The following is a 23,618-nucleotide window of genomic DNA, read 5'->3' as shown; positions in this document are numbered from 1 at the left end:
TCCATCTAACCACAGAGTATGCTGCCCAATGGATTCCGGGTTCACGCTTCGCGCGCCGCGGAATGACAAGAGGAGAGATCAATGCCAGCCATTCTCGGCACCGGCGAGCACCGCTACCGCGTCGTCGACAACTTCGCGAAATTGCCGGACGGCTGGCAGCTCACCGACGTCGCCTCGGTGGCGGTCGACAGCAAGGACCGCGTCTACGTCTTCAACCGCGGCGCCCACCCGATGGTGGTGCTGGACCGCGAGGGCAATTTCCTGCGCAGTTTTGGCGAAGGCCTGTTCTCGCGCACGCACGGCCTACATATCGACGCCGACGACAATCTCTATTGCACCGACGACGGCGACCATACCGTGCGCAAATGCACCACTGACGGCAAGGTGCTGCTGACGATCGGCATTCCTGCAAAGCCGGCGCCGTTCATGAGCGGCGAGCCGTTCCACCGCTGCACCCACACCGCGCTGTCGCCGAAGGACGAGATCTACGTTTCCGACGGCTATGGCAATGCGCACGTGCACAAATTCACGCCCGACGGCAAGCTGATCAAGAGCTGGGGCGAGCCGGGCACCGATCCCGGCCAGTTCAACATCGTGCACAATATCGCCACCGATGCCGACGGCTGGGTCTATGTCGCCGATCGCGAGAACCACCGCGTCCAGGTGTTCGACGGCGAGGGCAAATACGAGACGCAGTGGAACAATCTGCACCGGCCCTGCGCGCTGTGCTGCTGTGGCGGGGCCAAGAGCCCGACCTTCGTCATCGGCGAGCTCGGCCCCGGTCTTGCCATCAACCGCAATGTGCCCAATCTCGGCCCGCGGCTGTCGATCGTCGATGCGCAGGGCAAACGCATCGCACGGCTCGGCGGCGAGGAGGGGCCGGGCGTCGCCAGCGGCAAATTCCTCGCGCCGCATGGGCTCGCACTGGACTCGAGGGGTGACATCTATGTCGGCGAGGTCGGCGTCACCAATTGGGAGACCAGCTTTCCGGACGAGGAGATGCCGGCCGCGGTGCGCGCGACGCGCTGCCTGCAGAAGCTGGAGCGGGTACGGGAGTAGCAAAGGTAGCCCACGCTGGGGCGGTTCCGCGCGCCCCCGGGATCGCGGCTTTTTGAGCACTTTTGCCACCCCGCCGCCGCATTGGTCGCGCCTGAATAAGTCGCTCAACGGGCTTCACAATCCCGTCACGCTGCATGTAGTATGTCACTACATGCTGCTTCGCAGCGTATATTGGAGGCCGGGAGCGTTACTTGAACGCACATGTCTCGCAAGGCAGTTGGCCGGTGTTGGTGCTGAATGCGGACTTCCGGCCGCTGAGTTACTACCCACTGTCGTTGTGGTCGTGGCAGGACGCGATCAAGGCGGTGTTCCTCGACCGCGTCAACATCGTTGCACATTACGATCAGGCGGTTCGAAGTCCCACGCTGGAAATGCAGCTGCCCAGCGTCGTCTCGCTCAAATCCTTCGTCAAGCCGACCACCCACCCCGCCTTCACCCGCTTCAACGTCTTCCTGCGCGATCGTTTCGCCTGCCAATATTGCGGCTCGCCCGAAGACCTCACCTTCGATCACATCATCCCGCGCAGCAAAGGCGGCCAGACCACCTGGGAGAACGTGGTCGCGGCGTGCTCGCCGTGTAATTTGCGCAAGGGCAATCTCACACCGGCGCAGTCCAAAATGTTTCCGCGCCAGACAGCGTTCGCGCCCACCGTGCAGCAGCTCCACCGCAACGGCCGGCTGTTTCCGCCGAACTATCTGCACGACAGCTGGCTGGACTATCTGTACTGGGATACGGAGCTGGATCCGTAGGTGCGAGCCAGCGCGCTCTGCTGCGCGTTGCGCGAACGCCGACGATCGCCGGGTTCGCGTTCGACGAAAGGTCAGGGCTCCTTCTTCAGGGCGCGAGAGAAGATCCGTCAAACATGCGTTCCGGCCGCTTGATCGAGATCAACAGGCCGTTTTCGCGCTCAGTTATACATTCCCTTGCGTAGCCCCCACTACGCGGTCCCACCCAAGCCGTCGGCTTTCCCCAAGGCTGGCGGCTTTCTTTTGTCCGCCTTCCGTTGGCTCGGCGCCCGCCATTTAATCCGGGCCACTACGTAGGTCGCGCTGAATTTGCGCCTGATCAAATCGGCGGCTCTCGCTCCCCTTAACTTTCGTCAACTTATCAGGGAGGCGCCTGTGCTGGTGAATATCAACACGCATCGACGGCCCATCGACGGTCACCTCGCTGCTCTCGCAGGTGAGCGCGTGCTTTGCAGTGAGTATAGATATCACAAGGGGACCGAGATTTTCGGTGAGGGCGAAGAGGCTGAATACGTCTATCAGATCGTCACGGGAGCAGTCCGGACCCACAAGCTGCTCGCAGACGGTCGTCGCCAGATCAATGCGTTTCACCTGCCGTGTGACATGTTCGGATTCGAGAATGGGAGCAATCATCGCTTTACAGCCGAAGCCATCGTCGAAACCGACGTTCGTATCATGAGACGCGGCAGCGTCATCGAGGCGACCGAGAGCCGGACAGGCGGCATCAGGAGCCTTTTGAGACTGGTTACTCAGAACCTGAAGCACGCCGAAGACCACATGCTGCTGCTGGGACGAAAAACTGCGCCGGAACGGGTAGCCACCTTCCTTGTCGAGATGGACGCGCGACTGGGACATCCCCGACTCATGACCCTTCCCATGAGCCGTCGCGACATTGCAGATTATCTGGGCCTTACGTTGGAGACGGTTTCGCGCGCTCTATCCAGGCTTCGGGACCAAAACCTGATCCGGTTCGAGGGCACGACACAAAGACGGATCGAACTGCTTCGGCGCGAACAACTGGCAGAGCTAGGCCCATGACTTTGCCGACGGTCTCTAGCCCAGATCTGCGAATGCGCGCGCGATGGGCTATCCCCGCTGCAACGCCAGCGTCACGCCTCCGAGCGTGAGCGCCATCGCCGTCCATTCGCGATAGCCGAGCGGCTCGCCGAGAATGACCGCCGCTGAGACGACGCCGATCACGGGCACGATCAGCATGCCGGTCGAAGCCGTGGTCGGCGGCAGACGGCGCAGCGTCTCGAACCAGGTGACGTAGCAGAGGCCCATCGGCATCAGCGTCATGTAGACGAAGCAGCCGAGCCCCAGCGGAGTGATGGCGGTGACGTCAGGGCGCTCGAACAGCACGCCGAGGACCAGCATCGTGGCGCAGCCCAGCCCGACCTGCCAAGCGACGACGACCAGCGGCGGCATTGGCAGCGGCTTGCGATTGAGCACGTTGCCGAGCGCGAACAGGATGGCGCAGAGCAGTGCGAGCGCAATGCCGACCAGCTTGTCGGTGCTGAACGCAAGACCGTTGCCGCTCAGGAGCAGCGTGACGCCGGCAATGCCGAGGACAAGCCCGAGAACATCTCGTCGCGCCGGCCGCGTGTGCAGCACCGGCCAGGCGAACAGCATCGCCCAGATCGGCATCGTATAGGCGAGCAGCGCGCCCTCGCTCACGCTCACATATTTCATCGCGACCGTGCCGAGACCCATCCAGGCCAAGACGTTGGTGAACGTCGCAAACAAGAGGCGCGGCACCGCCTCGCGCGGGACGGCGAAGGATTCCTTCCGGATCAGCACCAGGGCGCCGAGAATGAGCGAGGCGCAAACACCCGCAAGGCCGCGCGCGAACAAAGGCGGCCATTGCTGCAGCAGCAGCTTCATCAGCGGCCAGTTCAACGCCCAGCCGAACGCCGTTACGCACAGGCAGAGAGAGCCGATCGTCCTGTCGCGTCGCGCCGTGTCCATACCCAGCGCTTAGCAGGCCGGCGTCGGCCGCTCCACCTCGCCTGGTGCATGCGGGCCATCGCGGAGCAAGGAACCCGAAGCTTCCACGACCGTTCAGACCGTGGGCCAGGCACGCTCGCCTGCGCACGTTCCGCCATACGCATGTTTCGGATGGCAATATACCAAATGAGGGAAGGCCATGCCCACAGCCGAGCACGATCACGTCTACAAGATCCTGGACCTTGTCGGATCATCCGAGACCTCGATCGAGGATGCGATCAAGAACGCTATCAGCCGCGCCTCCAAGACCGTTCGCGAAATAAGATGGTTCGAGGTCGTGCAAACGCGCGGCCATGTCGAGAACGGCGCCGTGCGTCATTTTCAGGTGACGCTGCGCGTCGGCTTCACGTTGGAAGGATGAGACGTCAGGCCGCCCATCGCGCGGCGACACCACCATGAAAGCGAGCCGACGAGAGTGGAACTCGATGTCGGCCATGTTCCCGGTCGAGTACGGACCCCGCACAATCATCGCGGATATTGCAACAGGCCGTTAAGGCGAAAGTGAGAGGTTTGCTCCGATTTGGAGCAAGCCTGATGGTCACAAGCCGCGAACTCGGCAAGACGCGCCTTCCGCTCTGGGCGGCCGGATTCGTCGTGCTGACTTGCGTGGCTATCCTCGGCCTGAGTGCGTGGCGCGAATGGGAGGCGCGCAACGCCGATCTGAGGAACGCCGAAATCGACGTCACCAACCTCGCTCAGTCGCTGATCCAGCACGCGGACGACACGTTCGAGCTTGCCGATACGATTCTCGTCGGGCTGGTCCACCGGCTCGAGATCGACGGGACGGGCCCGGACACGATCCTGAAGCTCCAGGCCTATCTGCCCACCCGCAAATCATCGGAGCGCATCCGCGGCATCTTCATCTATGATGCGACCGGCCGCTGGCTCGCCACGACGGAGCACCTCGATTTCTCCAAGCTCAACAACAGCGACCGCGAATATTTCCAACGCCACCGCGATTCTACGGACGCGGGCACGCTGATCGGGCGACCCGTCAAGAGCCGCTCCGGCGGCCAGTGGATCGTCACCGCATCCCGTCGGATCAACGATTCCGACGGCGGCTTCGCCGGCGTCGCCCTGCTCACGATCGACGTCAGCTATTTCGTCAAGTTCTACGAGCGATTCGACATCGGGCCGAACGGCTCGGCATCTCTGCTCAACGACAGCGGCATCATGTTGGCGCGCAGCCGTGACGAGAGCGGCGCCTTCGTCGGACGCGACCTGTCCGATGCGCCCTTGTTCAGAAGCTGGAAAAGCCGCCCCGCCGCGGCGGTCTATTACTTCAAATCGCCGCTCGATGGCGCGGAGCGGCTGAGCTACTACCAGCGCAGCAGCCGCTATCCCCTGATGGTGCTGGCGAGCAAGTCGCAGGCCGACGTGCTCGCCCCCTGGCGACGCGCGGCAGCAGCACGCATGAGCTTCGTCCTCGGACTCGTCCTCTTGATCGCGGTGATCGGTTACTATCTGGTCCGTCAATTGCTGCAGCGGCAGCGCACGGCACAGGCCCTGGTCGCCAAGGAAGCCAATTTCCGCCTGCTGGCCGAGCAATCCAGCGACATGGTGACCCGCATCGGGCTGGATAACCGGTTGCTCTACGTCTCTCCCTCCTGCGCGCGCATCACCGGCTGGTCGGCCGAAGAACTGATGGGCACCTCGGCCCTGGCCGGCATTCACGCCGACGACATGGAACGAGTTGAGCAGGCCATCGCCGCGCTGAAGAATGGCGAGGCGGAGGAAGCGCGGTTCGTCTATCGGCAGCGTCATCGCGACAAAGGCGAGATCTGGGCCGAGGCGGCGCTACACGTCACCGTGGCGTCCGACAACGGCGTGATCGACGGCGTCGTCGCGGTCGTGCGCGACATGACCGAGCAGAAGGATCTACAGGACAGGCTCGCCTCGCTGGCAACCACTGACGGTCTCACCGGCCTCGCCAACCGTCGCGCCTTCGACGACCACCTTGCCGACGAATGGGCGCGGGCTCGGCGCGACGGAACCCAGCTCTCGCTGCTACTGATCGATGTCGATCATTTCAAGAAATTCAACGACCTCTATGGGCATCTGGCGGGCGACGCCTGCCTGCGCGCGCTGGCCCGGATTTTATCCGCCCAGGCCAGGCGCCCGGCCGACCTCGCGGCGCGCTATGGCGGCGAGGAATTCGCCGTGCTGCTGCCGAACACCGGTCCTGAAGGCTGCGCCGAGGTCGGCGAAGCGATTCGCCAGGCGCTGCTCGATCTCGCCATGCTGCACGCGCAAAATCCGCCTTCGCGGCTGGTGACTGCGAGCATCGGCGGCGCCGCGGCTCTTCCGTCCCAGACCGCGATGGACTCTAGCACGCTGGTCGCCGCCGCCGACCGGGCGCTCTACGCCGCCAAGGAGAGCGGCCGAGACCGGCTGGTGATGTCGGGCCAGGTGATAGCATGGCCCGCGAAAAGCGCGTGAGCTGATCGGCCGTCTACGGATTCATAGCACTACGCCAGATGGCACGCCACGAAATGGCCGCCCGCTCCCTCCTTCAGCGGCGGCGCGCTTTCCGCGCAGCGTGGCTGGGCGATCGGGCAGCGGGTGTGGAAGTGACAGCCGGAGGGCGGCTTCATCGGGCTCGGCACGTCGCCCTTGAGGCGGATGCGCTCGCGCTTGAGTTTTGGATCTGGCACCGGCACCGCCGACAGCAGCGCCCTGGTGTAGGGATGCTGCGGGTTGCGGTAGAGGTCGCTGGCTTTCGCGAGCTCGACGATGCGGCCGAGATACATCACCGCGACGCGGTCGGAGATGTGCTCGACCACCGAGAGATCGTGCGCGACGAACAGATAGGTCAGGTTCAGCTCGGCCTGAAGGTCCTCCAGCAGGTTGATGACCTGGGCCTGGATCGACACGTCGAGCGCGGAGACCGGCTCGTCGCAGACGATCAGCTTCGGCTCGACCGCGAGCGCGCGCGCGATCACGATGCGCTGGCGCTGGCCGCCGGAGAATTCATGCGGATAGCGCCGCATGTGCTCGGCCTTGAGCCCGACCTTGACCAGAAGCCCCGCAACGCGCTCCTCGCGCTCTTTCGAGGAGGAGGCGAGATTGTGGATGGTAAAGGCCTCGCCGAGAATGGCCCCGACCGTCATGCGCGGATTGAGCGAGGCGAACGGATCCTGGAACACCAGCTGCATGTTCCGCCGCATCGCGCTCAGATCGTTGCCGCCGAGCTTGCGTACGTCCTGGCCGTCGAAGGTGACCTCGCCGTCGGTCGGCTCGATCAGGCGCAGCACGCAGCGCCCGGTCGTCGACTTGCCGCAACCGGATTCGCCGACGAGGCCGAGCGTCTCGCCGCGGTTGACCGAGAACGACACGCCGTCGACCGCATAGACGGTGCCGACCTGGCGCGACAAGAGGCCGCCGAGCACCGGGAAATGTTTCTTCAGGCCACTGACGCGGAGCAACGGCTCGCTCATGACGCGGCTCCCACGCTGGTATCTCCGAGATGACAGGCCATGCGGTGACCGGGCGCGATCTCGCGCAGCAGCGGCTCCTTCTCGGTGCAGACATTCATGGCGAACTTGCAGCGCGGCGCGAAGCGGCAGCCGACCGGCGGGTTGATCAGGATCGGCACAGAGCCGCCGATCGCCTCAAGCCGCGTCTTGTGCTCGCTGTCGAGATCAATGCGCGGGATCGAGCGGATCAGGCCTTGCGTATAGGGGTGACGGGGATCGCCGAAGAGATCGTCGACGGGCGCCTCCTCCACCACCTTGCCGGCATACATCACGACGACGCGCTGCGCGGTCTCGGCGACGACGCCCATGGCATGGGTGATCAGCATCACCGCCATGCCGAAGCGGTCCTTCATGTCCTGCAAGAGGTCGAGGATCTGCGCCTGGATGGTGACGTCGAGCGCGGTGGTGGGCTCGTCGGCGATGATCAGCTTCGGCTTGCAGGCGAGCGCCATCGCGATCATCACGCGCTGGCGCATGCCGCCGGAAAACTGATGCGGATAATTGTGCACGCGACCTTCGGCGTTCGGGATCTGCACCAGTTTCAGCATCTCGATGGTGCGCTCGAGCGCCTGCTTCCTGGTCACCGCTTCGTGCCGTCGCAGGCTCTCTGCGATCTGCTCGCCAATGGTGAGCACCGGATTAAGCGAGGTCATCGGCTCCTGGAAGATGAAGCCGATCTCCTTCGCCCTGATCTCGTCGAGCTGGTTGCTGGTCAGCGGCACCAGATCGCGCCCCTCGAAGATGATCTGGCCCGCCGCGATCCGGCCCGGCGGCATCGCGATCAGCTTCAGGATCGACATCGCGGTCACGGTCTTGCCGCAGCCGGATTCACCGACGACGCAGAGCGTCTCTCCCTTGTTGATGGAAATGTCGACACCGTCGACGGCCTGGAGGATGCCGTCGTCCGTGGAGAAGTGGGTTTTCAGGCCCTTGATCTCGAGCAGCGGCGCCATCAGATCACCCGTCGCGCATCGAGCGCGTCGCGCAGACCGTCGCCGATGAAGTTGATGGCCACCACCGCGACGAAGATCGCGCCGCCCGGAAACAGCGCCCAGTGCGGGCCGATGTCGAGAAAATCCTTGGCGTCAAACAGCAGCCGGCCCCAGGTCGGCGTATCCGGCGGGAAGCCGAGGCCGAGGAAGGACAGCGTCGATTCCGCGATGATCGCAGCGGCGACGTCGATAGTGCCGGCGATGATCACCGGGCCGACCGCATTGGGCAGGATGTGCCGTACCACCTGCCGCACCGGACTGGCACCGAGCGCACGGGCGGCTTCGACGAACTCCTTTTCGCGGAGCGACAAGAACTGGGCACGCACCAGCCGCGCCACCGGCATCCAGCGCAGACCTCCGATCACGAGCACGATCAAGATGAAGATGCCGCCTTCGGGCCCGAACACCTGCTTCAGCCCGTCGCGGAACAGATAGATCAGCAGCAGCAACAGCGGCAGCTGCGGCAGCGACAGGAACAGGTCGGTGAGCCACATCAATCCGTGTCCGAGCGCCCCGCGCGACATACCGGCGAGCGCGCCGATCACTGTGCCGATGATGACAGCGACCAACATCGCGGCGAGCCCGACCGCGAGCGAGATGCGGCCACCATAGATCATGCGCGCCAGAATGTCCTGGCCGAGATCGTCGGTGCCGAAGGGATGGGCGAGCGACGGACCCTGCAGGCCCGCGACGATGTCGATCTCGTTGATCTTCACACGCCACACGAACGGCCCAAGCACGACGGCGAGCACCAGGATGAGGAGCAGGACAGCGCTGACCACCGCGAGCCGGTGGCGGCTGTAACGCCGCCATGCTTCGCGCCAGGGCGAATAGGCGCGCCGCTCAGCGGAGCGAGATGCGAGGGTCAAGCCAGCCATAAAGCACGTCCGCGATCAGATTGAACAGCACCACGAGGCACGCGAAGACGAAGGTGACGGCCATCACCACCGGCGTGTCGTTCGAAAGGATGGAGGAGATCAGCAGCGAGCCGATGCCGGGAATGCGGAAGATCTGCTCGGTGACGATGGCGCCGCCGAACACCGCGGGCATCTGCAACGCGATCAGCGTGACCACGGGAATCATGGCGTTGCGCATCACGTGTTTGATGATCACCGTGGTCTGGCCGAGGCCCTTGGCCCGCGCCGTGGTGACGTAGTCGAGCCGGATGACGTCGAGCATCGCCGAGCGCACGAAGCGCGTCATCGACGCCGCCTGGAACAGGCCGAGCACCGCCACCGGCATGATCGCCTGACGGATCATCTCCAGCACCCAGCGGATGCCGGTGGCCTTGATGTCGGTGGTGTAGACGAAAGGCAGCCAGTCCAGCGTGACCGAGAAGATCAGGATGAACAGGATGCCGGTGAAGAAGGTCGGCAGCGAGAAGCCGACGAAGGCGAGCGTATTCGCGATCTGGTCGAACAGCGAATACGGCCTGGTCGCGGCATAGACGCCGACCGGAATCGCGATCAGCAGCGCCAGGATCTGCGCCGAGCCGATCACGTAGAGCGTGGCGGGCAGGCGCTGGAGGATCAGCGTGTCGACGTTCATCCGGCTGACGAAGGAGAAGCCCCAGTCGCCGTGCAGCATGGCGTTGAGCCAGTGCAGGTAGCGGAGGTAGATCGGATCGTCGAGACCGAACTTGGCCCGGAGTGCCGCCTGCACTTCGGGCGGCACGTTCGGATTGGTGGCCAGTTCGGAGAACGGATCGCCGGGCGCGAGCGCAAGCACGACGAACAGCACCAGCGAAATCGCCAGCAGGCTCGGAACGGCAATCAGGAGGCGACGCAGGACATACTGACTCATAGGGAAGAATCCCGTCTAGCCTGCGCTCATGCCTCCCGGTACCAGTCCTGAAGGTTGTCGGTCCGATTGGCCCAGCCCGAGAGCGCCGGCCGCAACGTGTTGGAGCAGGCATCCACCAGCAGGCGATGCATCACCGGAATGAACACGGTGTCCTGCCACAACAGGTCGTTGCACTTGATGTAGAGTGCGGCGCGCTTGACTGGATCGGTCTCGGTCTCAGCCGCAGCAATGGCGTCATCATACTCCTTGTTGACGTAGCGCGGGAAGTTCTGCCCCTGCCATTTGTTCTCCTTGGTGGCCACATTGGCGGAGATGTAGCGCCGCATGTGCAGGGCCGGATCGGGCTGCGTCATCGGGATCTGGAACTCCTCGATGTCGGCATAGAACTTCGGATAGGTGTCCGGGTTGGCGACGTCAGACGAGAAGAAGACCGAGGCGACGACCGATTTCAGCTCCACGTCGATGCCGGCCTTCTGACAGGCCTGCTTGACGATGGCCTGGGTCTTCTGGCGCGGACCGTTGGTCGAGGTCTGGTACAGAAGCTTGAATTTCTTGCCGTCCTTCTCGCGGATGCCGTCGGCGCCGACCTTCCAGCCGGCGTCATCGAGCATCTTCGACGCCTTCTCGATGTTGAACTCCCACGAGGTGTTCTTGGAGACGAACTTCTCGGGGCCGTTGAGGTAGTTGGCCGTGGTGCGGCCGGCCCGACCATAGATCGCCTTCTTGACGGAGTCGCGGTCGACGAGCAGGGCGAGCGCCTTGCGCACGTTCGGATCGGAGAAGATCGGGTGCTTGGTTTTCATCGAGGACCGTTCGCCGTCGATCTCAGTGTTCGGATCGGTGAAGTTGATCGCGATGAACTCGATGTCGCCGCCGGTGGCATAGACGGTCTTGCCCTTGCCGCCCTTCTCCAGACGCAGCAGCACGTCGTCTTCGACCTGCATGTTCCAGGCGAAATCGAATTCGCCGGTCTGGATCACCGCGCGCGCCGCCGAGACGGCATCGCCGCCGCCCTTCATCTCGATCGTGTCGAAATGCGGACGGTTGGGCATGTGATAGTCGGGATTGAGCTCGCCGCGGACCACATCGCCCGGCTTGAACTCGACGAACTTGTAGGGACCGGTGCCCACCGGGGCAAGATTGTTCGGCGCCTCGCGGGACTTCGAGCCTTTGTAGTCGGCAAACAGATGCTTGGGGAGAACGCATCCATAAGCGCCGACGAACGCGTTGGCCCAGAACGGCGTCGGGGTCTTGAACAGGATGCGAATCGAAAGATCGCTGACCTTCTCGACCGTGATGTCACCATAGGTGCTGATGCTGACGGCAGCCGTGGCGGGATCGCTGGCGTACTGCCAGGTGAACACGAAGTCGTCGGCAGTCAGCGGCTTGCCATCGTGCCATTTGACTCCCGGCTTGATTTTCCAGACCACCGATTTGGCATCGGCGGCGAGACCGCCGTTTGCAAGCGAGGGAATCTCTGCAGCGAGGATCGGGTTGAGATTGCCGTCGGCGTCCCAGCTGGCGAGCGGTTCGTAGAAAAGCCGCGATCCGTCCTGGTCCTTGGTGCCGGTGGCGAAATGCGGATTGAGCAGCGTCGGCCCCTGCCACCACAGCACCTTGAGAGGGCCGCCGCCCCCGCGCTTGGTCGGCTTGTAGACCGCGGGGCTCTGCGCCATGGCAACGCCGCCGAGCGCGAGGAGCTGGTTGGCGAGGGGAGCGGTGAGACCGACCGCGGCGAGGCGCTTGACGAAGGCGCGGCGGTCCATCCGCCCGTCCTTCACCTGACCGATCATCGAACGCAGCTCTTTGTCCAGCATGGTTGTCCCCCGTCTGGTTCCGACATGGATGCAGGCGGCCGCTCGCGACCGCCGGGTTTGGCTGGCGGTAGATGGCACACCGAATGGGGTGCACGTCAACTGGGACCGTGTGTATGCAAACGGTCTATTGGCTGTCCGTTGGGCAAAATTGCGCTCCGCAGCCCATCCGTTCGGCAATCCACCATCAAAATCTGCTGGATTGCGCGCTGCACTGCGGAAAATTTGTTCGCTGGATCAGACGAAGTATCGAGGCGAATTCCTACGCCACGGACATGTCGAGCGGCGGCGCGACATGATCCGGCAACGGACAGACGTAAGGAGTGCGGGCCGTCCGCTTCTGGAGATCCGCCTTGGCAACCTTGATCAGCTCCGGTTTCGTCAACGCCTTGATGCCGAGACCTGCCATCGCCTTGGCGGCCTGCACCATGGCCTTGTGCGCGTGCGGGCTCTTGCCCTGCGCCACCACCTGCCAGGTGTGGAAGGGCGTGCCGATTGCAACCGTCGGTGCGTGCACCTGCACGGTCGGCACCACCCAGCTCACGTCGCCGACATCGGTGGAGCCGACCAGCGGATTGCGCTTGGCATCGAGCGGCACCAGGAAGTCGGCCAGCGGCCGATCGGTCGGCTCCATGCCGATCGCGTAATAGACCGAGGCGATATCCTTGTCGCTCAAGGTCGCACGGATCTGGCCGGCAAAGCTCTTGTCCGCATCGTCGAAATGCGGCGGTCCGAGCTCTTCCATGACCTGATGCAGCGCCTGCTCCAGCGGCGTGTTGGGCAGGATGTTGGAGACCGCGGAGATGATCTTCATCTCGACCTTGGTCTCGGTCATCAACGCCGCGCCTTGCGCGATCTTGGACACACGCTCGACCAACTCGTTCATGCCGGGAAGATCGCGCGCGCGGATCGAATAGCGCACGCGGGCATGGGCCTGCACCACGTTCGGCGCGATGCCGCCGGTGTCGAGCAGGGCATAGTGCACGCGCGCGTCGCTCGGCATGTGCTCGCGCATGTAGTTCACGCCGACATTCATCAATTCCACCGCATCGAGCGCCGAACGGCCAAGATGCGGCGAGGCCGCCGCATGCGAAGTGCGGCCGGTGAAGATGAAATCCGCGCGCGTATTCGCAAGCGAGGGCGTTACCGCCACCTCCCAGAAGCTGTGCGGGTGCCAGGTGATGGCGATGTCGGCGTCCTCGAACGCGCCGGAGCGCACCATGAAGGCCTTGGCCGCGCCGCCTTCCTCCGCCGGACAGCCGTAATAGCGCACGCGGCCGGGCACCTTGTTCTCGGCCAGCCAGTCCTTCACCGCGGTCGCGGCGAGCAGCGCTGCGGAACCGAGCAGATTGTGACCGCAGCCATGGCCATGGCCGCCGGTCTCGATCGGGCGATGCTCGGCGACACCCGCCTCCTGGCTGAGGCCCGGCAGCGCATCGTACTCGCCCATGAAGGCAATGACCGGACCGCCCTCGCCCCACTCGCCGATCAGCGCAGTCGGGATGCCGGCGACGTTCTCAGTGATGCGGAAGCCCTGATGACGCAGCTCGGCGAGATGCTCGGCGGCGGACCGCGCCTCGGTGTAGCAGACCTCAGGCATGCCCCAGACCCTGTCGCTGAGGTCGATGAAGCGTGCCTTGATCGTGTCGATGCCACGCCAGATGTCGCTGCGGTTGTCCATGCTTGTCGTCCGTGATCCCTTGGTCAAACGAGGCGGCAATGGTTAGCAGCTTCACTGCACGGCGCCTAGCACTGCGCCGGACAGCAGCCATGCGCCGGATCAGATGACGATGTGTTTCCGGGCCTTTCCAAGATTTCACGCGGCGTTCTCCCGAATAGTTGGGAACGAGGCTTTCAAGACGGCCTGCTCCGGCCTAAATTAGGCGTGCTTCGCGCGTCGCTCCGCCAGCCTGCCGGAGCGATGCTCTCAGCCAGGAGAACTCCATGAGCGCTCTGACCGAATGGAGAGTGCCGCCGGCGAACCAGCCGCGGGCGAGCGACTATGGTTTCGATCTCGACCGCGCGCTCGGCTCCGTCGTCGGCCTGCACGCCATCATCCCGCCGGACGCCTTCAGTGCCGAGACGCTGGGCACCGAACGCGCCGGCAACGGCGTCGTGATCGATGACGGCCTGGTGCTCACGATAGGTTATCTCATCACCGAGGCAGAGTCGGTCTGGCTGCACCGCGCCGACGGACGAGTGGTGGAGGGCCATGCGCTCGGCTTCGATTCCGAGACCGGGTTCGGGCTGGTGCAGGCGCTCGGCCAGCTCGACATTGCGCCGCTGCCGCTCGGCTCGTCGGCGGCGACACGGATCGGCGACCGCGTCGTGGTCGGCGGCGCCGGCGGACGCACGCGCTCGGTCGCGAGCCAGGTCGTGGCCAAGCAGGAATTCGCCGGTTACTGGGAATATCTGCTGGACGAGGCCATCTTCACCGCTCCCGCACATCCGAACTGGGGCGGTACGGCGCTGCTCAACGAACGCGGCGAGCTGATCGGCATCGGCTCGCTCCAGCTCGATCGCGAACGTGATGGCGAGGCCGAGCACGTCAACATGATCGTGCCGATCGACCTCCTGAAGCCGGTCCTGGAGGACTTGCGAAAGTTCGGCCGTGTCAACAAGCCGGCACGGCCCTGGCTCGGGCTCTACTCGACCGAGATCGACAATCGCGTGGTGGTGATCGGGATCTCCGCCAATGGCCCGGCCGCCCGCGCCGAGCTCAAGACCGGCGACGTCATTCTCGCCGTGAACGGCGACAAGGTGACGAGTCAGACCGCCTTCTACAAGAAAATGTGGGCCCTCGGCGCCGCCGGCGTCGACGTGCCGCTCACCGTTCATCATGAAGGCGTCACCTTCGACGTCACCGTGACGTCGACCGATCGCTTCAAGCTCCTGAAGGCGCCGAAGCTGCACTGATCCAAAAGGCTTTGAGGAAAGCTGGCGATGACCGAGGCCGTGGTCGACGACATCGTGGCCGTGCTGCCGCCGCTGCGCAACGCGCTGGAAGCACTCGGCTTCTTCCAGCGGCATCTGCATCCGCCGGCTTTCGCCTCGGTGATGGATGCGATCGGCACGCCGGACGAGGCGCTGCAGACGGCGCACGCAGCAATCGGGGATTGGCCGGAGCAGTTCGCCGGGCTGCGCGAGCGGCTCGATCGCGCCTGCGGCGAGACGCTCGCTGCCTTTGCCGGCATTCGTGAGGTCGAGCGTGGCCATGGCGATCTCGTCGCGGTGTTCCGCGCGCTGCGCCATGTCCCGCGCGCGCAGGAGGCGCTCTATCCGCTGGCAGCGCAATTTCCGCCGGTGAGCGACTTCTTCCTCAACGCCGCCAATCGCGGCAATGCGGATGTGTTGTCGCGGCTCCAAGCCAGCGCGAGAGAAGATACCGGCATCTTCCACGACCACAACGAGCCTGGCAGCCGCGGCGGCTTCTCGGTCTACGTCCCCGAATATTACACGCCCGAGCGTCCCATGCCGCTGGTGATGGCGCTGCACGGCGGCAGCGGCAACGGACGCGGCTTTCTGTGGAGCTGGCTCCGCGACGCCCGCAGCCTCGGCGCGATCCTGGTGGCACCGACCGCGACCGGCCCGACTTGGGCGCTGATGGGCGAGGACACCGACACGCCGAACCTCATGCGCATTCTCGAGGAGGTGCGCGGCCGCTGGCGCATCGACCCCTCGCACATGCTGCTGACCGGCATGAGCGACGGCGGCACCTTCTGCTACGTCACCGGCCTCGACGGCGCCTCGCCCTTCACGCATCTCGCCCCTGTTGCGGCGACCTTCCATCCGCTGATGGCGGAGATGGCCGACGCAACGCGCCTGCAAGGCCTGCCTATCTTCATCACTCACGGCAAGCTCGACTGGATGTTTCCGGTGCAGACCGCACGGCAGACACAGGCGGCGCTGTCCGCCGCCGGTGCCCAAGTCACCTATCGCGAGATCGACGACCTCAGCCACACCTATCCGCGCGAGATCAATGCGGAGCTGATGGAGTGGCTGAATGGAAAATGAACAACCTCTCCTTGGATGCGCCGCATAGTCGCGGAACCATCACTCCGGGCCGACGTTATCGCCCGTCACCGGAGGTTCGCCATGCAGACTTTTTTCGGAATGATTCTGGGCGCGTTGCTGCTTGCGGGCGGCGTCTACGTCTATGATTCCATGCAGACGTCGTCAGTCGCCAAAGGCGAGGTCGCGACCACCAACCGCACCATCGTGAACTGGGACGTCGCCAAGGCCGATTGGGATGCGCTGCGCGATCGCGCGCACAAGGACTGGGTCCGGATCTCGTCGAAGTAATTTCGTCCGATCGACATGAACGAGGCGCCGTCGCAGATCCGCGACGGCGCCTTTGTATTGCGTCCTGAATTATCGCCGGCTCAGTTCATCTTGGCCTTGCGGGCGTCGGCGATGACCTGCTCGAACTCGGTCATGCTGAACGCGCCGGGCACGCGATACTTGCCGACGATGAAGGACGGGGTGCCCTGGAAGCCGAAAGCTTCAGCCTGCTCGTTGTTGCGCTTGAGGATGGCGTCGATATCCTTGGCGTGGCCGGTGAGATCGCGCTTCAAGCGGTCCATGTCGACCCCGGCAGCCGCGAGCAGCTCGTTGATGCGCGGCTCGGTCAGGCGCGAGCTGACGCCGATCAGGGCGTCATGGGCCTGGTGATACTTGCCCTGGAACTTGGCCGCCAGCGCGCTCCGCGCCGCGGTGACCGAAACCGGCCCGAGGATCGGCCAGTCCTTCATGACCAGCCGCACCTTGCCGTCGTCCTGGACTACCTGGCGCAGCTCGGGCTCGAGCTTACGGCAATAGGGACAATTGTAGTCGGACCATTCGACGATGGTGATGTTGCCGTCGGGATTGCCTGCGACCGGCGTGTCGGGATCGCGTAGCACCTTGGCTTCGGTCAGCACCTCGTCATCGCCGGTGGCGGCGCGCGCAGAGGTGATGCTGCCCGCCGCAAGCGCGCCCGCCCCGATCAGCATCAGCGCCACGCGTCGCGTCGGCACAAGGCCCTTATTCGTGAATCCAGCCATATCTCGTCCCGTTTCGGTCCCATCTCCATCAATACGGATCGAGACCGGGAATTGTTACCGAACATATAGAGTGTCGCGGCGGCGATGTCATCGCACCAGCAGTGTGACCGCCACCGGCACCAGGAACGATGTCACCAGAGCGTTCAGGCACATGGCGATGCCGGAAAACACGCCGGCGATCTCGTCGACCTGGAACGCGCGGGCGGTGCCGATGCCATGCGCAGCAAGGCCGGCGGCAAAGCCGCGGGCCCGGTAATCGGTGATGCCGGTGCGGTTCATCAGCGGCGTCACGATGATTGCGCCCCTGATGCCGGTGAGGATCACGGCGACCGCCGCCAGCGAAGGATCGGCGTACAGGGATTCGGCGATACCCATGGCGACGCCTGCGGTGACCGATTTCGGCGCCAGCGACAGCACGACATCGCGCGGCAGTCCGGCGAGCTCGGCCAGCAGCACCACAGACACCACCGCCGCGACCGATCCCACCATCAGCGCCACCAGCATCGGCACGATCGATGCGACCACGCGCTTGCGGTTCTCGTAGAGCGGCACGGCGAGCGCGCTGGCACGCTTGTCAATCGCGCTATGCGCGGGACGCGCCCGACTCAACTAAGCCGCCGGCAGCATCGCCATCAATGTCCCGGTCATCGTGGCGATCAACTTGGTCTTGCCGTCATGTTCGGCGTAGGCCTTTGCCTCGCAGAAGGTCAGCGTACGGCCGGGCTTGACCACTTTGGCCTTGAAGACGAAACGCTCGCCGCGGGCGGGCGCAAGCAGCGTGGTCTTGAATTCGACGGTGAGGATACCGGCCTCCGCCGGCATCAAGCTGAAGGCCGCAACGCCGCAGGCGTTGTCGAGCCCGGCGGTGATGATGCCGGCATGGATGAAACCATTCTGCTGTGTGAGAGCCGGCGCATGCAGCATCGCCAGCTCGACCTCGCCCGGCGCGAGACGGACGATCACGATGCCGAGCGTGCGCATGGCCGGTTGGGCATCGAACATGGCGATGGCCGCCGCGCGATAGCCCGGGTTTTTCGGCTCGAAGGCAGTCATGGCTCACACCTCGGCTGGTTCGGCAAGATGCTTCAAGGCCGCTTCGCGAATGCAATCGGCGAACGGGGCGGACTTGCGGAGCTGGCGGTCCATGTGCACGCCGGTGATCTCGCACATCGCGGCGAGCTCGCCGGTCTCGGCATTCGTCATGTCGTGCCGGAAGCGGATCGACTTGTCCCTGATCTCGAGCAGATGGCTGCGGATCTCGACGATGTCGCCGGCGAGCAGCTCGCGCTTGTAGGCGATATTCTGCTGCACCGCAGCCATGCCACGGCCGGAGATGCGCAAATAGCTCGGCGTCAGGCCGAGACGAGCGAACAGATTCCAATTGGCCTCGTCGAACTTGCCGACATACCACATGATGTTCATGTGCCCGACATGGTCGCATTGCCACGGATAGACCGTGCCGCGATAGGTCGCCTCCTGCTCCATCGCATTTCCTCCCGCAATTTCGTCCTTGATCGTTGATACGGTAGCGTATCAAACCCGTGTCGCGTTAGCAATACGGCACCGTATCAAGACCGGGTGAGGCTTTCTTCATGAGCGACGGCAAGGGCGACGTTTGGGTCGAGGCTGGGTTTGCCGAGCTCGCCCGCGCGGGAGTGGAGGGCGTGCGCGTCGAGGTGCTCGCCAAGAATCTCGGCGTCACCAAGGGCGGCTTCTACCGGCGCTTCGCCGACCGCGCCGCACTGCTCGAGGCCATGCTCGACGCCTGGCGCAAGGGCCGCATCGCCGCGATCGCGCAGCAGACGAGCCTCGACGGACAAGCGCCCCGCGAGCGGCTGAAGGCGGTGATCCAGCTCTATTCCGAGCGACTCAATCCGGAAGGGATCGCGATCGAGCTCGCGATCCGGCAATGGGCCCGCTCGGACCAGAACGCCGCGGCGGCAGTGGCAAGCGTCGACGCGGCGCGGCTCAGGCACGTCGGCGACCTCTATCGCGCAACCGGCCTTGCGGCCGAGGAGGCCGACGCGCAGGCCTTTCTGTTCTACTGCTTCATCTTCGGCCAGAGCCTGTTGTTCGTCGAGAGCGGTCCGCGCAAGCGGTCGCAGCTCGTGGCGAAATCTGCCGAGAAGCTGCTGGACTGAGCATGATCCGGACCCCAAGGACCGGGTGGGCGCAGGTGTTCAGACAAGATCATGCGCGAGAATTCAGGCGAATCGGCCGGAGCCTTGCTCCGGCCTTCTCAGCAATGCGAAGCTCAGGCGGCGCCCTTCAGCTTCTTGGTGCATTCGCTGTAATAGCCGCCGCCTTTTTGAATCCATTTCAAGCCGCCGTTGCCGTTGGTGGTCTTGTTGGCATTATACTGGTCGACGCAAGTGTGCAGGCGCGCCTTGCCGGGCGTCTCCTTGGCATATTTCGGATCGACCGCGTTTGGGTAGACCGCAGGACCGGCCGGCAGGGCCAGCGCGGCGGCGGGTGCCTCTTCCTTCTTGGCCTGCTTCGGCTCCGCGGGAGCTGCGGGCGCAGCCGCTGTCGGCGCGGCGGCGGGCGTCGCATCGGCACCGCACTGGGCCTTGCGGAAGTCATTCCACTTCATGGTGCCGAGCGAGCCGTCCTTCTTGGCGGCCTGGTACTTCGCGCTGCACTCCTGCGCGGTCAGTGCCTGTGCCGGCGCGCTCGTCAGCAATGCCGCGACACCGGACGCTGCGATCGCATACAACAATTTCGTCTGAATGGTCATCCCTGGGTCTCCTGCTTGATCTTCCCCGACGGAAGTGAATTGAGGATTGCTATCCTAGCGTGCCGGCCGCTTGGGACAAGGATGCGATGGGTTGCGCCGGCAAAATATAGTGATCCTGCCGCTCAACTCATTCATGTCGCGTTCAGCAACGCGAGCCAACGTTCCAGCCCTTCGCAATTCTCGCAAGCAGAGTGCACCACATGACCTTCACGTCCCGCCTGGCCGCCGTTGCTCTCGCCTCCCTGCTCGTCACCGGCACCGCTTTCGCACAGACCGCCGCGCCGGCCGACAAGACCGACACTGCCGCCACCGTCGACGACAAGAAGGCAACGAAGGAGCGATCGGCGGAATCGCTGGAATGCTCCAGGCAGGCGGACGCCAAGGGATTGAAGGGGAAGGAGCGCAAGAAATTACGTCGCGAATGCAAAAAGGAGGCGAAGGCCGGCAGCGCAGTCGCCGCTCCCGCAGCTCCCGCAGCCGACAAGAAATAAGCCCGTCACGATTCCTTCCGAGCCTCCGCGGAAGGCCTCGCGCATTGCGGCATGACGAGCCTGCAATTGTGCGCCTCGCGCTGATTTGCGATAAGGTGGCGTGAAGCACATCACCGCCTCCCTGTCGTTCGAATGGCCGAGCCGTGCCACGATCCTGAGCACGGTGGAGACGCTCGTCATCGGCACCGCCGGCGGCCTTGTATTTCTGCTCGCCGGCCTTCCCGGCGGGCTGATCTCCGGCTCGATGATCGCGGTCGGGATCGCCGCGATCGCCGGCCGTCAGCTGACCTTGCCGCCGATTTTGACCCAGACCGTGCTGGTGCTGCTCGGCATCTCGCTGGGCTCGGTCGTCTCGCGCCATTTGCTTCAGCAGGTCAGCGCCTACCCCGTCACCATCGGCCTGCTTGCGCTCGCCACGTTCTGCTCCACGTTCGGGTCGAGCTATTACCTCCAGCGCATGCATGGCTGGGACCGCACCTCCGCTTTCCTGGCCGGCAGTCCCGGCGCGCTGTCGCAGATCACGATCCTGGCGGTCGAGCGCGGCGCCGACCTGCCGGGCATTGCGGTGGTGCAGACCATGCGCGTCATGATCCTGACCGCCGCGCTGCCGATGGTGCTGGCGATTGCAGGCGTCACGCCCTCGGCTGCACAGTCGCTGACAACGACCATCGCCTCGCCGCTCGACCTGCTCGAGCTGGCCGCCGCGTCGCTGGCCGCGGCGCTCGTGTTGCGGCTGATCAGGTTTCCTGCGAGCTGGATGTTCGGCGCGATGATCGCCTCCAGCGTGCTGCATGGTGCCGGATGGGTCGAGGGCGGCCTGCCGGACTGGGTGCGTGGCGTTGCGCTGATCGGGATCGGCGCACTGATCGGCAGCCGTTTCGCCCGGATGCGGATCAAGACGCTCGCCGGCCACCTCCGCGCTGCGCTGGGCTCGTTTGCCGTGGCCATCGCCGTCTCCGCCACCTTCGTTGCCATCGTGGCGCTGACCACCCCAGTGAAATTCTCCGACGTCGTCGTCGCCTTCGCGCCGGGCGCGATGGACGCGATGCTGGCGCTGGCCTTGACGCTGCACATCGACCCGATCTTCGTCGGCGCCCACCACCTGTCGCGTTTCGTCTTCGTGACGATCGCAACGCCGGGCATCGTGCACCTGTTCGGGCGCACGCAGGACGACGTGGATGATTGAGCTAAAGCGCGATGCGATTAGGATGAATCGTCATCGCGCTTTAGGTTTTGTTTGAGCATGATCTTTTCGGAAAACCGCTACACACTTTTCCGGATCATGCTTTAGCGCTTCGCCGTCCGCACGAATCCCCACGCGGCGATCGCGGCCATCACGAGTGAGATCAGCACGTTGTAGCCGGCGAGCGAGAGGCCGAGGAAGCGCCATTGCACCTCGTCGCAGCGCACCACCTTCACGGTGTCGAGCTTCGACAAGAGATCGGCGGCGCTGCCGAGGTTGACGACCGGACCGGAGCAATCGGTCGGCCCCTTCCAGAACCCCCATTCGACCCCGGAATGGTAGGCGCCGAGGCCGGCATTGGCGAGCGTGGCCAGGGTGAGGATCGCCAGCCCCGCCAGCAGCAGCGGCCGCGGCGCGCCGTTTCGCGCCGCCAGCGCCGTCAGCACACCGAGCGGTATCGCAAGGTAATAGGCGTGGCGCTGCTCCAGGCACAATGGGCAGGGCAGGATCTCCAGGACGAGCTGGAAGAACCAGGCGCCCGCAATCGTGGCTGCGCCGATCAACGTGACCAAGGCCGCGGCGGTCAGCGCGGGGCTCGTGGCGCCCGGCTTGAACGCAGGTATGGCGGCACTCTGGGTGGTCACGGCAGCCTCTTTCGTATCTCTCGCGCGCCCTAAGCCTCTAGCCCCGGCCCATGCGGCTGTCGAGAACGGCCGTATCACTTTGGCGCGGGTTGACCCCGTCCCGTCCATGGCTATAGTCCGCCGGCTTCGCGACGCCGCCTATGGGGCCGACCGAGGGCCCCTGTGGCGGAACTGGTAGACGCGCTCGACTCAAAATCGAGTTCCGCAAGGAGTGCTGGTTCGATTCCGGCCAGGGGCACCACGCTTGGCCCTTTGGGCTTCGCGTGGGGGCTAGAAGGGCGAAGCGTGTCCGGCGAAGCCTCTTGGCGAAGTCGGACTGGTTCAGCAAACTCGAACTACGACCAGAGCGTTGCTGCGAGCACATCGGCCAGGCCATGCCCGGCGCTGCCGTCTTCATCCAGGCCCGGATTGTAAATGGTGATCTCCAGGCCGACCGCCTTGCCACTCGCCAAGCCAACCCGGAGCACGGTCGATAGCTCGTCCCACGACAACCCACCCGGCACGCGAAAATCGACAGCCGGCATGATGGTGTCGTCGAGACAATCGGCGTCGAGATGGATGAAGAAGCCGTCCAGCTCGGCTCGCGTCAGGTGATCGACGGCTTCGCGTGCAGCGGCCTCGATGCCCCGCGCCCGCACAGCCGGAAGATCAAGCACCTTGAGCTCTTCGGGAAGCGGCTGGCTTCCATATTCCGCTTGATCCTGGTGATCGCGATATCCAAACGCCACAATGTCTTCAGGGCGGACCAGAGGACCGCGACCTTCGATGTCGGCCAGGAGGGACGGGCCGTAGCCGGAAACGAAGGCAAGGTCCATCGAGGCGCCCTCACCATTGGGCTCCGCCTTGGGCTGGAAAAAATCGGCGTGGCCGTCGATGAACAACAGGCCGTAGCGGCCGCGCCGTCGAAGCGCGAGCATCGAGCCCAGCAAGATCGTGCAATCGCCGCCCAGCACCAGCGGAAACTCGCCCGCGACAAGCACCGCTTCCACCGCGTCGGCGAGCTGGGGCGACCACGCCGCTATTGCGCCGGCGTTCAAGATGCCGGTCTCGGGATCCGGCGCCGGATCTTTCGAAGGCACCACCAGCCGCCCGGCGCGGCGTGCGCCGATGCGCTCCGCAAGTCCAAGCTTCAGCAGCTGTTCGGGCAAGCGCTCCACGCCGTCGGTCGCAAGGCCGAGCGTCGAAGGAGCTTCGATAATTGCATAGGGCATGGTCGGCATGGCGCCTTCCCGCTCGCGACTATTGTGCCGAGTAGGTCACGGCCTCGATCTTGTGACCGTCTGGATCGCGGACAAACGCCCCATAATAGTTGAGGTCGTAACTCGGCCGCAGCCCGGGAGCGCCAGCGTCGCTGCCACCATGCTCTAATGCTGCTGCGTAGAAGCGATCGACCATCGCGCGGTTCTCGACGGCAAAGGCGATATGACTGCCGTTACCCACGGTCGCGGGTTTTCCATCGATCGGAACTTGAACGCTGAAGTGAAACGTCCCGCTTCCGTAGCCCAGTCCGCCCTCGTCCTCGGCCATCGGCGTGATCCCGACGACCGGCAAGACCGCATCGTAGAAGCGCTTCGCACGCTGAACATCATTCGTACCGACGGAGACATGATGGATCACAACGACC

The 23,618-nt window shown here is 64.5% G+C and carries 25 protein-coding genes, 1 tRNA gene and 1 pseudogene; 12 read left to right on the top strand and 15 right to left on the bottom strand.

Annotation, left to right across the window (positions count from 1 at the left end):
• The first annotated feature begins 81 nt into the window (after positions 1–81).
• The 3 genes from I6F17_RS29965 to I6F17_RS29955 all read left to right on the top strand — a co-directional run bounded on the left by I6F17_RS29965 (position 82) and on the right by I6F17_RS29955 (position 2,843).
• Entirely contained in the window at positions 82–1,059 is a 978-nt protein-coding gene (locus I6F17_RS29965) for a peptidyl-alpha-hydroxyglycine alpha-amidating lyase family protein (RefSeq protein ID WP_225126962.1), read from the top strand.
• Positions 1,060–1,250: 191 nt separating this feature from the next.
• Complete coding sequence (locus I6F17_RS29960; RefSeq protein WP_225126960.1) at positions 1,251–1,808, top strand: HNH endonuclease; 558 nt, start codon at positions 1,251–1,253, stop codon at positions 1,806–1,808.
• 405 nt (positions 1,809–2,213) lie between these two features.
• On the top strand, positions 2,214–2,843 hold the full coding sequence (locus I6F17_RS29955) for a helix-turn-helix domain-containing protein (RefSeq protein ID WP_225127083.1): 630 nt from the start codon (positions 2,214–2,216) through the stop codon (positions 2,841–2,843).
• A 48-nt stretch (positions 2,844–2,891) separates the two neighbouring features.
• Here the strand turns inward: I6F17_RS29955 and I6F17_RS29950 are convergent, their stop codons facing one another.
• On the bottom strand, positions 2,892–3,773 hold the full coding sequence (locus I6F17_RS29950; protein WP_225126958.1) for a DMT family transporter: 882 nt from the start codon (positions 3,771–3,773) through the stop codon (positions 2,892–2,894).
• 178 nt (positions 3,774–3,951) lie between these two features.
• On the opposite strand from I6F17_RS29950, the gene I6F17_RS29945 reads away from it, so the two are divergent.
• Together I6F17_RS29945 and I6F17_RS29940 are read left to right on the top strand one after the other, a co-directional pair.
• Positions 3,952–4,173, top strand: a complete 222-nt coding sequence (locus tag I6F17_RS29945) for a dodecin (protein ID WP_036020706.1) — start codon at positions 3,952–3,954, stop codon at positions 4,171–4,173.
• A gap of 173 nt (positions 4,174–4,346) precedes the next feature.
• Positions 4,347–6,251, top strand: coding sequence for a sensor domain-containing diguanylate cyclase (locus I6F17_RS29940; protein ID WP_225126956.1), 1,905 nt, complete (start codon positions 4,347–4,349; stop codon positions 6,249–6,251).
• 29 nt (positions 6,252–6,280) lie between these two features.
• Here I6F17_RS29940 and I6F17_RS29935 read toward each other — a convergent pair whose 3' ends face one another.
• The 6 genes from I6F17_RS29935 to I6F17_RS29910 all read right to left on the bottom strand — a co-directional run bounded on the left by I6F17_RS29935 (position 6,281) and on the right by I6F17_RS29910 (position 13,578).
• Positions 6,281–7,249 (bottom strand): dipeptide ABC transporter ATP-binding protein, encoded by a 969-nt coding sequence (locus I6F17_RS29935; RefSeq protein WP_225126942.1) that lies wholly within the window; start codon positions 7,247–7,249, stop codon positions 6,281–6,283.
• Positions 7,246–8,241 carry an ABC transporter ATP-binding protein gene (locus I6F17_RS29930; RefSeq protein ID WP_036040321.1) on the bottom strand — a complete coding sequence of 332 codons (996 nt, stop codon included), beginning with the start codon at positions 8,239–8,241 and terminating at the stop codon, positions 7,246–7,248. The genes I6F17_RS29935 and I6F17_RS29930 overlap by 4 nt, the downstream gene beginning before the upstream one ends.
• Complete coding sequence (locus tag I6F17_RS29925) at positions 8,241–9,158, bottom strand: ABC transporter permease (RefSeq protein ID WP_225126940.1); 918 nt, start codon at positions 9,156–9,158, stop codon at positions 8,241–8,243. Before I6F17_RS29925 ends, I6F17_RS29930 begins: the two co-directional genes overlap by 1 nt.
• Positions 9,124–10,083, bottom strand: coding sequence for an ABC transporter permease (locus I6F17_RS29920; RefSeq protein ID WP_025033623.1), 960 nt, complete (start codon positions 10,081–10,083; stop codon positions 9,124–9,126). Before I6F17_RS29920 ends, I6F17_RS29925 begins: the two co-directional genes overlap by 35 nt.
• Before the next feature lie 26 nt (positions 10,084–10,109).
• A complete protein-coding gene (locus I6F17_RS29915) occupies positions 10,110–11,900 on the bottom strand; it encodes a peptide ABC transporter substrate-binding protein (RefSeq protein ID WP_035996767.1) in 1,791 nt (596 codons plus the stop codon).
• A 259-nt stretch (positions 11,901–12,159) separates the two neighbouring features.
• The gene (locus I6F17_RS29910) at positions 12,160–13,578 is read right to left on the bottom strand and encodes a M20 family metallopeptidase (protein ID WP_225126938.1); all 1,419 of its coding nucleotides are present in this window, start codon (positions 13,576–13,578) and stop codon (positions 12,160–12,162) included.
• Positions 13,579–13,841: 263 nt separating this feature from the next.
• Between I6F17_RS29910 and I6F17_RS29905 the strand changes: the two genes are divergently transcribed.
• The 3 genes from I6F17_RS29905 to I6F17_RS29895 all read left to right on the top strand — a co-directional run bounded on the left by I6F17_RS29905 (position 13,842) and on the right by I6F17_RS29895 (position 16,199).
• Positions 13,842–14,813: a S1C family serine protease gene (locus I6F17_RS29905; protein WP_225126936.1), complete on the top strand. Its 972-nt coding sequence runs from the start codon at positions 13,842–13,844 to the stop codon at positions 14,811–14,813.
• 27 nt (positions 14,814–14,840) lie between these two features.
• Positions 14,841–15,911 (top strand): phospholipase, encoded by a 1,071-nt coding sequence (locus I6F17_RS29900; protein WP_225126934.1) that lies wholly within the window; start codon positions 14,841–14,843, stop codon positions 15,909–15,911.
• An 81-nt stretch (positions 15,912–15,992) separates the two neighbouring features.
• On the top strand, positions 15,993–16,199 hold the full coding sequence (locus tag I6F17_RS29895; protein WP_128265907.1) for a hypothetical protein: 207 nt from the start codon (positions 15,993–15,995) through the stop codon (positions 16,197–16,199).
• An 80-nt stretch (positions 16,200–16,279) separates the two neighbouring features.
• On the opposite strand, the gene I6F17_RS29890 is transcribed toward I6F17_RS29895, so the two are convergent.
• The 4 genes and pseudogenes from I6F17_RS29890 to I6F17_RS29875 form a co-directional block, all read right to left on the bottom strand.
• Positions 16,280–16,939 (bottom strand): DsbA family protein, encoded by a 660-nt coding sequence (locus I6F17_RS29890; RefSeq protein WP_225126932.1) that lies wholly within the window; start codon positions 16,937–16,939, stop codon positions 16,280–16,282.
• Positions 16,940–17,026: 87 nt separating this feature from the next.
• A pseudogene (locus I6F17_RS29885) lies at positions 17,027–17,500 on the bottom strand (LrgB family protein); the annotation flags it as partial.
• Between the two features lie 48 nt (positions 17,501–17,548).
• Positions 17,549–17,992 carry a PaaI family thioesterase gene (locus I6F17_RS29880; protein WP_225126930.1) on the bottom strand — a complete coding sequence of 148 codons (444 nt, stop codon included), beginning with the start codon at positions 17,990–17,992 and terminating at the stop codon, positions 17,549–17,551.
• Positions 17,993–17,995: 3 nt separating this feature from the next.
• The gene (locus I6F17_RS29875; RefSeq protein WP_225126928.1) at positions 17,996–18,424 is read right to left on the bottom strand and encodes an acyl-CoA thioesterase; all 429 of its coding nucleotides are present in this window, start codon (positions 18,422–18,424) and stop codon (positions 17,996–17,998) included.
• 107 nt (positions 18,425–18,531) lie between these two features.
• On the opposite strand from I6F17_RS29875, the gene I6F17_RS29870 reads away from it, so the two are divergent.
• The gene (locus tag I6F17_RS29870; protein ID WP_225126926.1) at positions 18,532–19,080 is read left to right on the top strand and encodes a TetR/AcrR family transcriptional regulator; all 549 of its coding nucleotides are present in this window, start codon (positions 18,532–18,534) and stop codon (positions 19,078–19,080) included.
• A gap of 113 nt (positions 19,081–19,193) precedes the next feature.
• On the opposite strand, the gene I6F17_RS29865 is transcribed toward I6F17_RS29870, so the two are convergent.
• Positions 19,194–19,676, bottom strand: a complete 483-nt coding sequence (locus tag I6F17_RS29865; protein WP_225126924.1) for a hypothetical protein — start codon at positions 19,674–19,676, stop codon at positions 19,194–19,196.
• Positions 19,677–19,876: 200 nt separating this feature from the next.
• On the opposite strand from I6F17_RS29865, the gene I6F17_RS29860 reads away from it, so the two are divergent.
• Complete coding sequence (locus I6F17_RS29860) at positions 19,877–20,167, top strand: phosphate starvation-inducible protein PsiF (RefSeq protein WP_225126922.1); 291 nt, start codon at positions 19,877–19,879, stop codon at positions 20,165–20,167.
• Between the two features lie 100 nt (positions 20,168–20,267).
• A complete protein-coding gene (locus I6F17_RS29855) occupies positions 20,268–21,353 on the top strand; it encodes an AbrB family transcriptional regulator (protein WP_225126920.1) in 1,086 nt (361 codons plus the stop codon).
• 101 nt (positions 21,354–21,454) lie between these two features.
• Here I6F17_RS29855 and I6F17_RS29850 read toward each other — a convergent pair whose 3' ends face one another.
• A complete protein-coding gene (locus I6F17_RS29850; RefSeq protein ID WP_225126917.1) occupies positions 21,455–21,994 on the bottom strand; it encodes a disulfide bond formation protein B in 540 nt (179 codons plus the stop codon).
• Positions 21,995–22,150: 156 nt separating this feature from the next.
• Here I6F17_RS29850 and I6F17_RS29845 point away from each other — a divergent pair.
• Positions 22,151–22,235, top strand: a tRNA-Leu gene (locus tag I6F17_RS29845).
• 94 nt (positions 22,236–22,329) lie between these two features.
• Here the strand turns inward: I6F17_RS29845 and I6F17_RS29840 are convergent.
• Together I6F17_RS29840 and I6F17_RS29835 are read right to left on the bottom strand one after the other, a co-directional pair.
• Positions 22,330–23,214: an arginase family protein gene (locus I6F17_RS29840; protein ID WP_225126915.1), complete on the bottom strand. Its 885-nt coding sequence runs from the start codon at positions 23,212–23,214 to the stop codon at positions 22,330–22,332.
• Positions 23,215–23,233: 19 nt separating this feature from the next.
• Complete coding sequence (locus tag I6F17_RS29835) at positions 23,234–23,611, bottom strand: VOC family protein (RefSeq protein WP_035996730.1); 378 nt, start codon at positions 23,609–23,611, stop codon at positions 23,234–23,236.
• Positions 23,612–23,618: the final 7 nt, after the last annotated feature.

It is taken from the genome of Bradyrhizobium sp. NBAIM18 (assembly GCF_020193825.1).
Classification (GTDB): domain Bacteria; phylum Pseudomonadota; class Alphaproteobacteria; order Rhizobiales; family Xanthobacteraceae; genus Bradyrhizobium; species Bradyrhizobium yuanmingense.
Note: the sequence above shows the minus strand (reverse complement) of the source record. Positions and strands in the feature narration are given on the sequence as shown.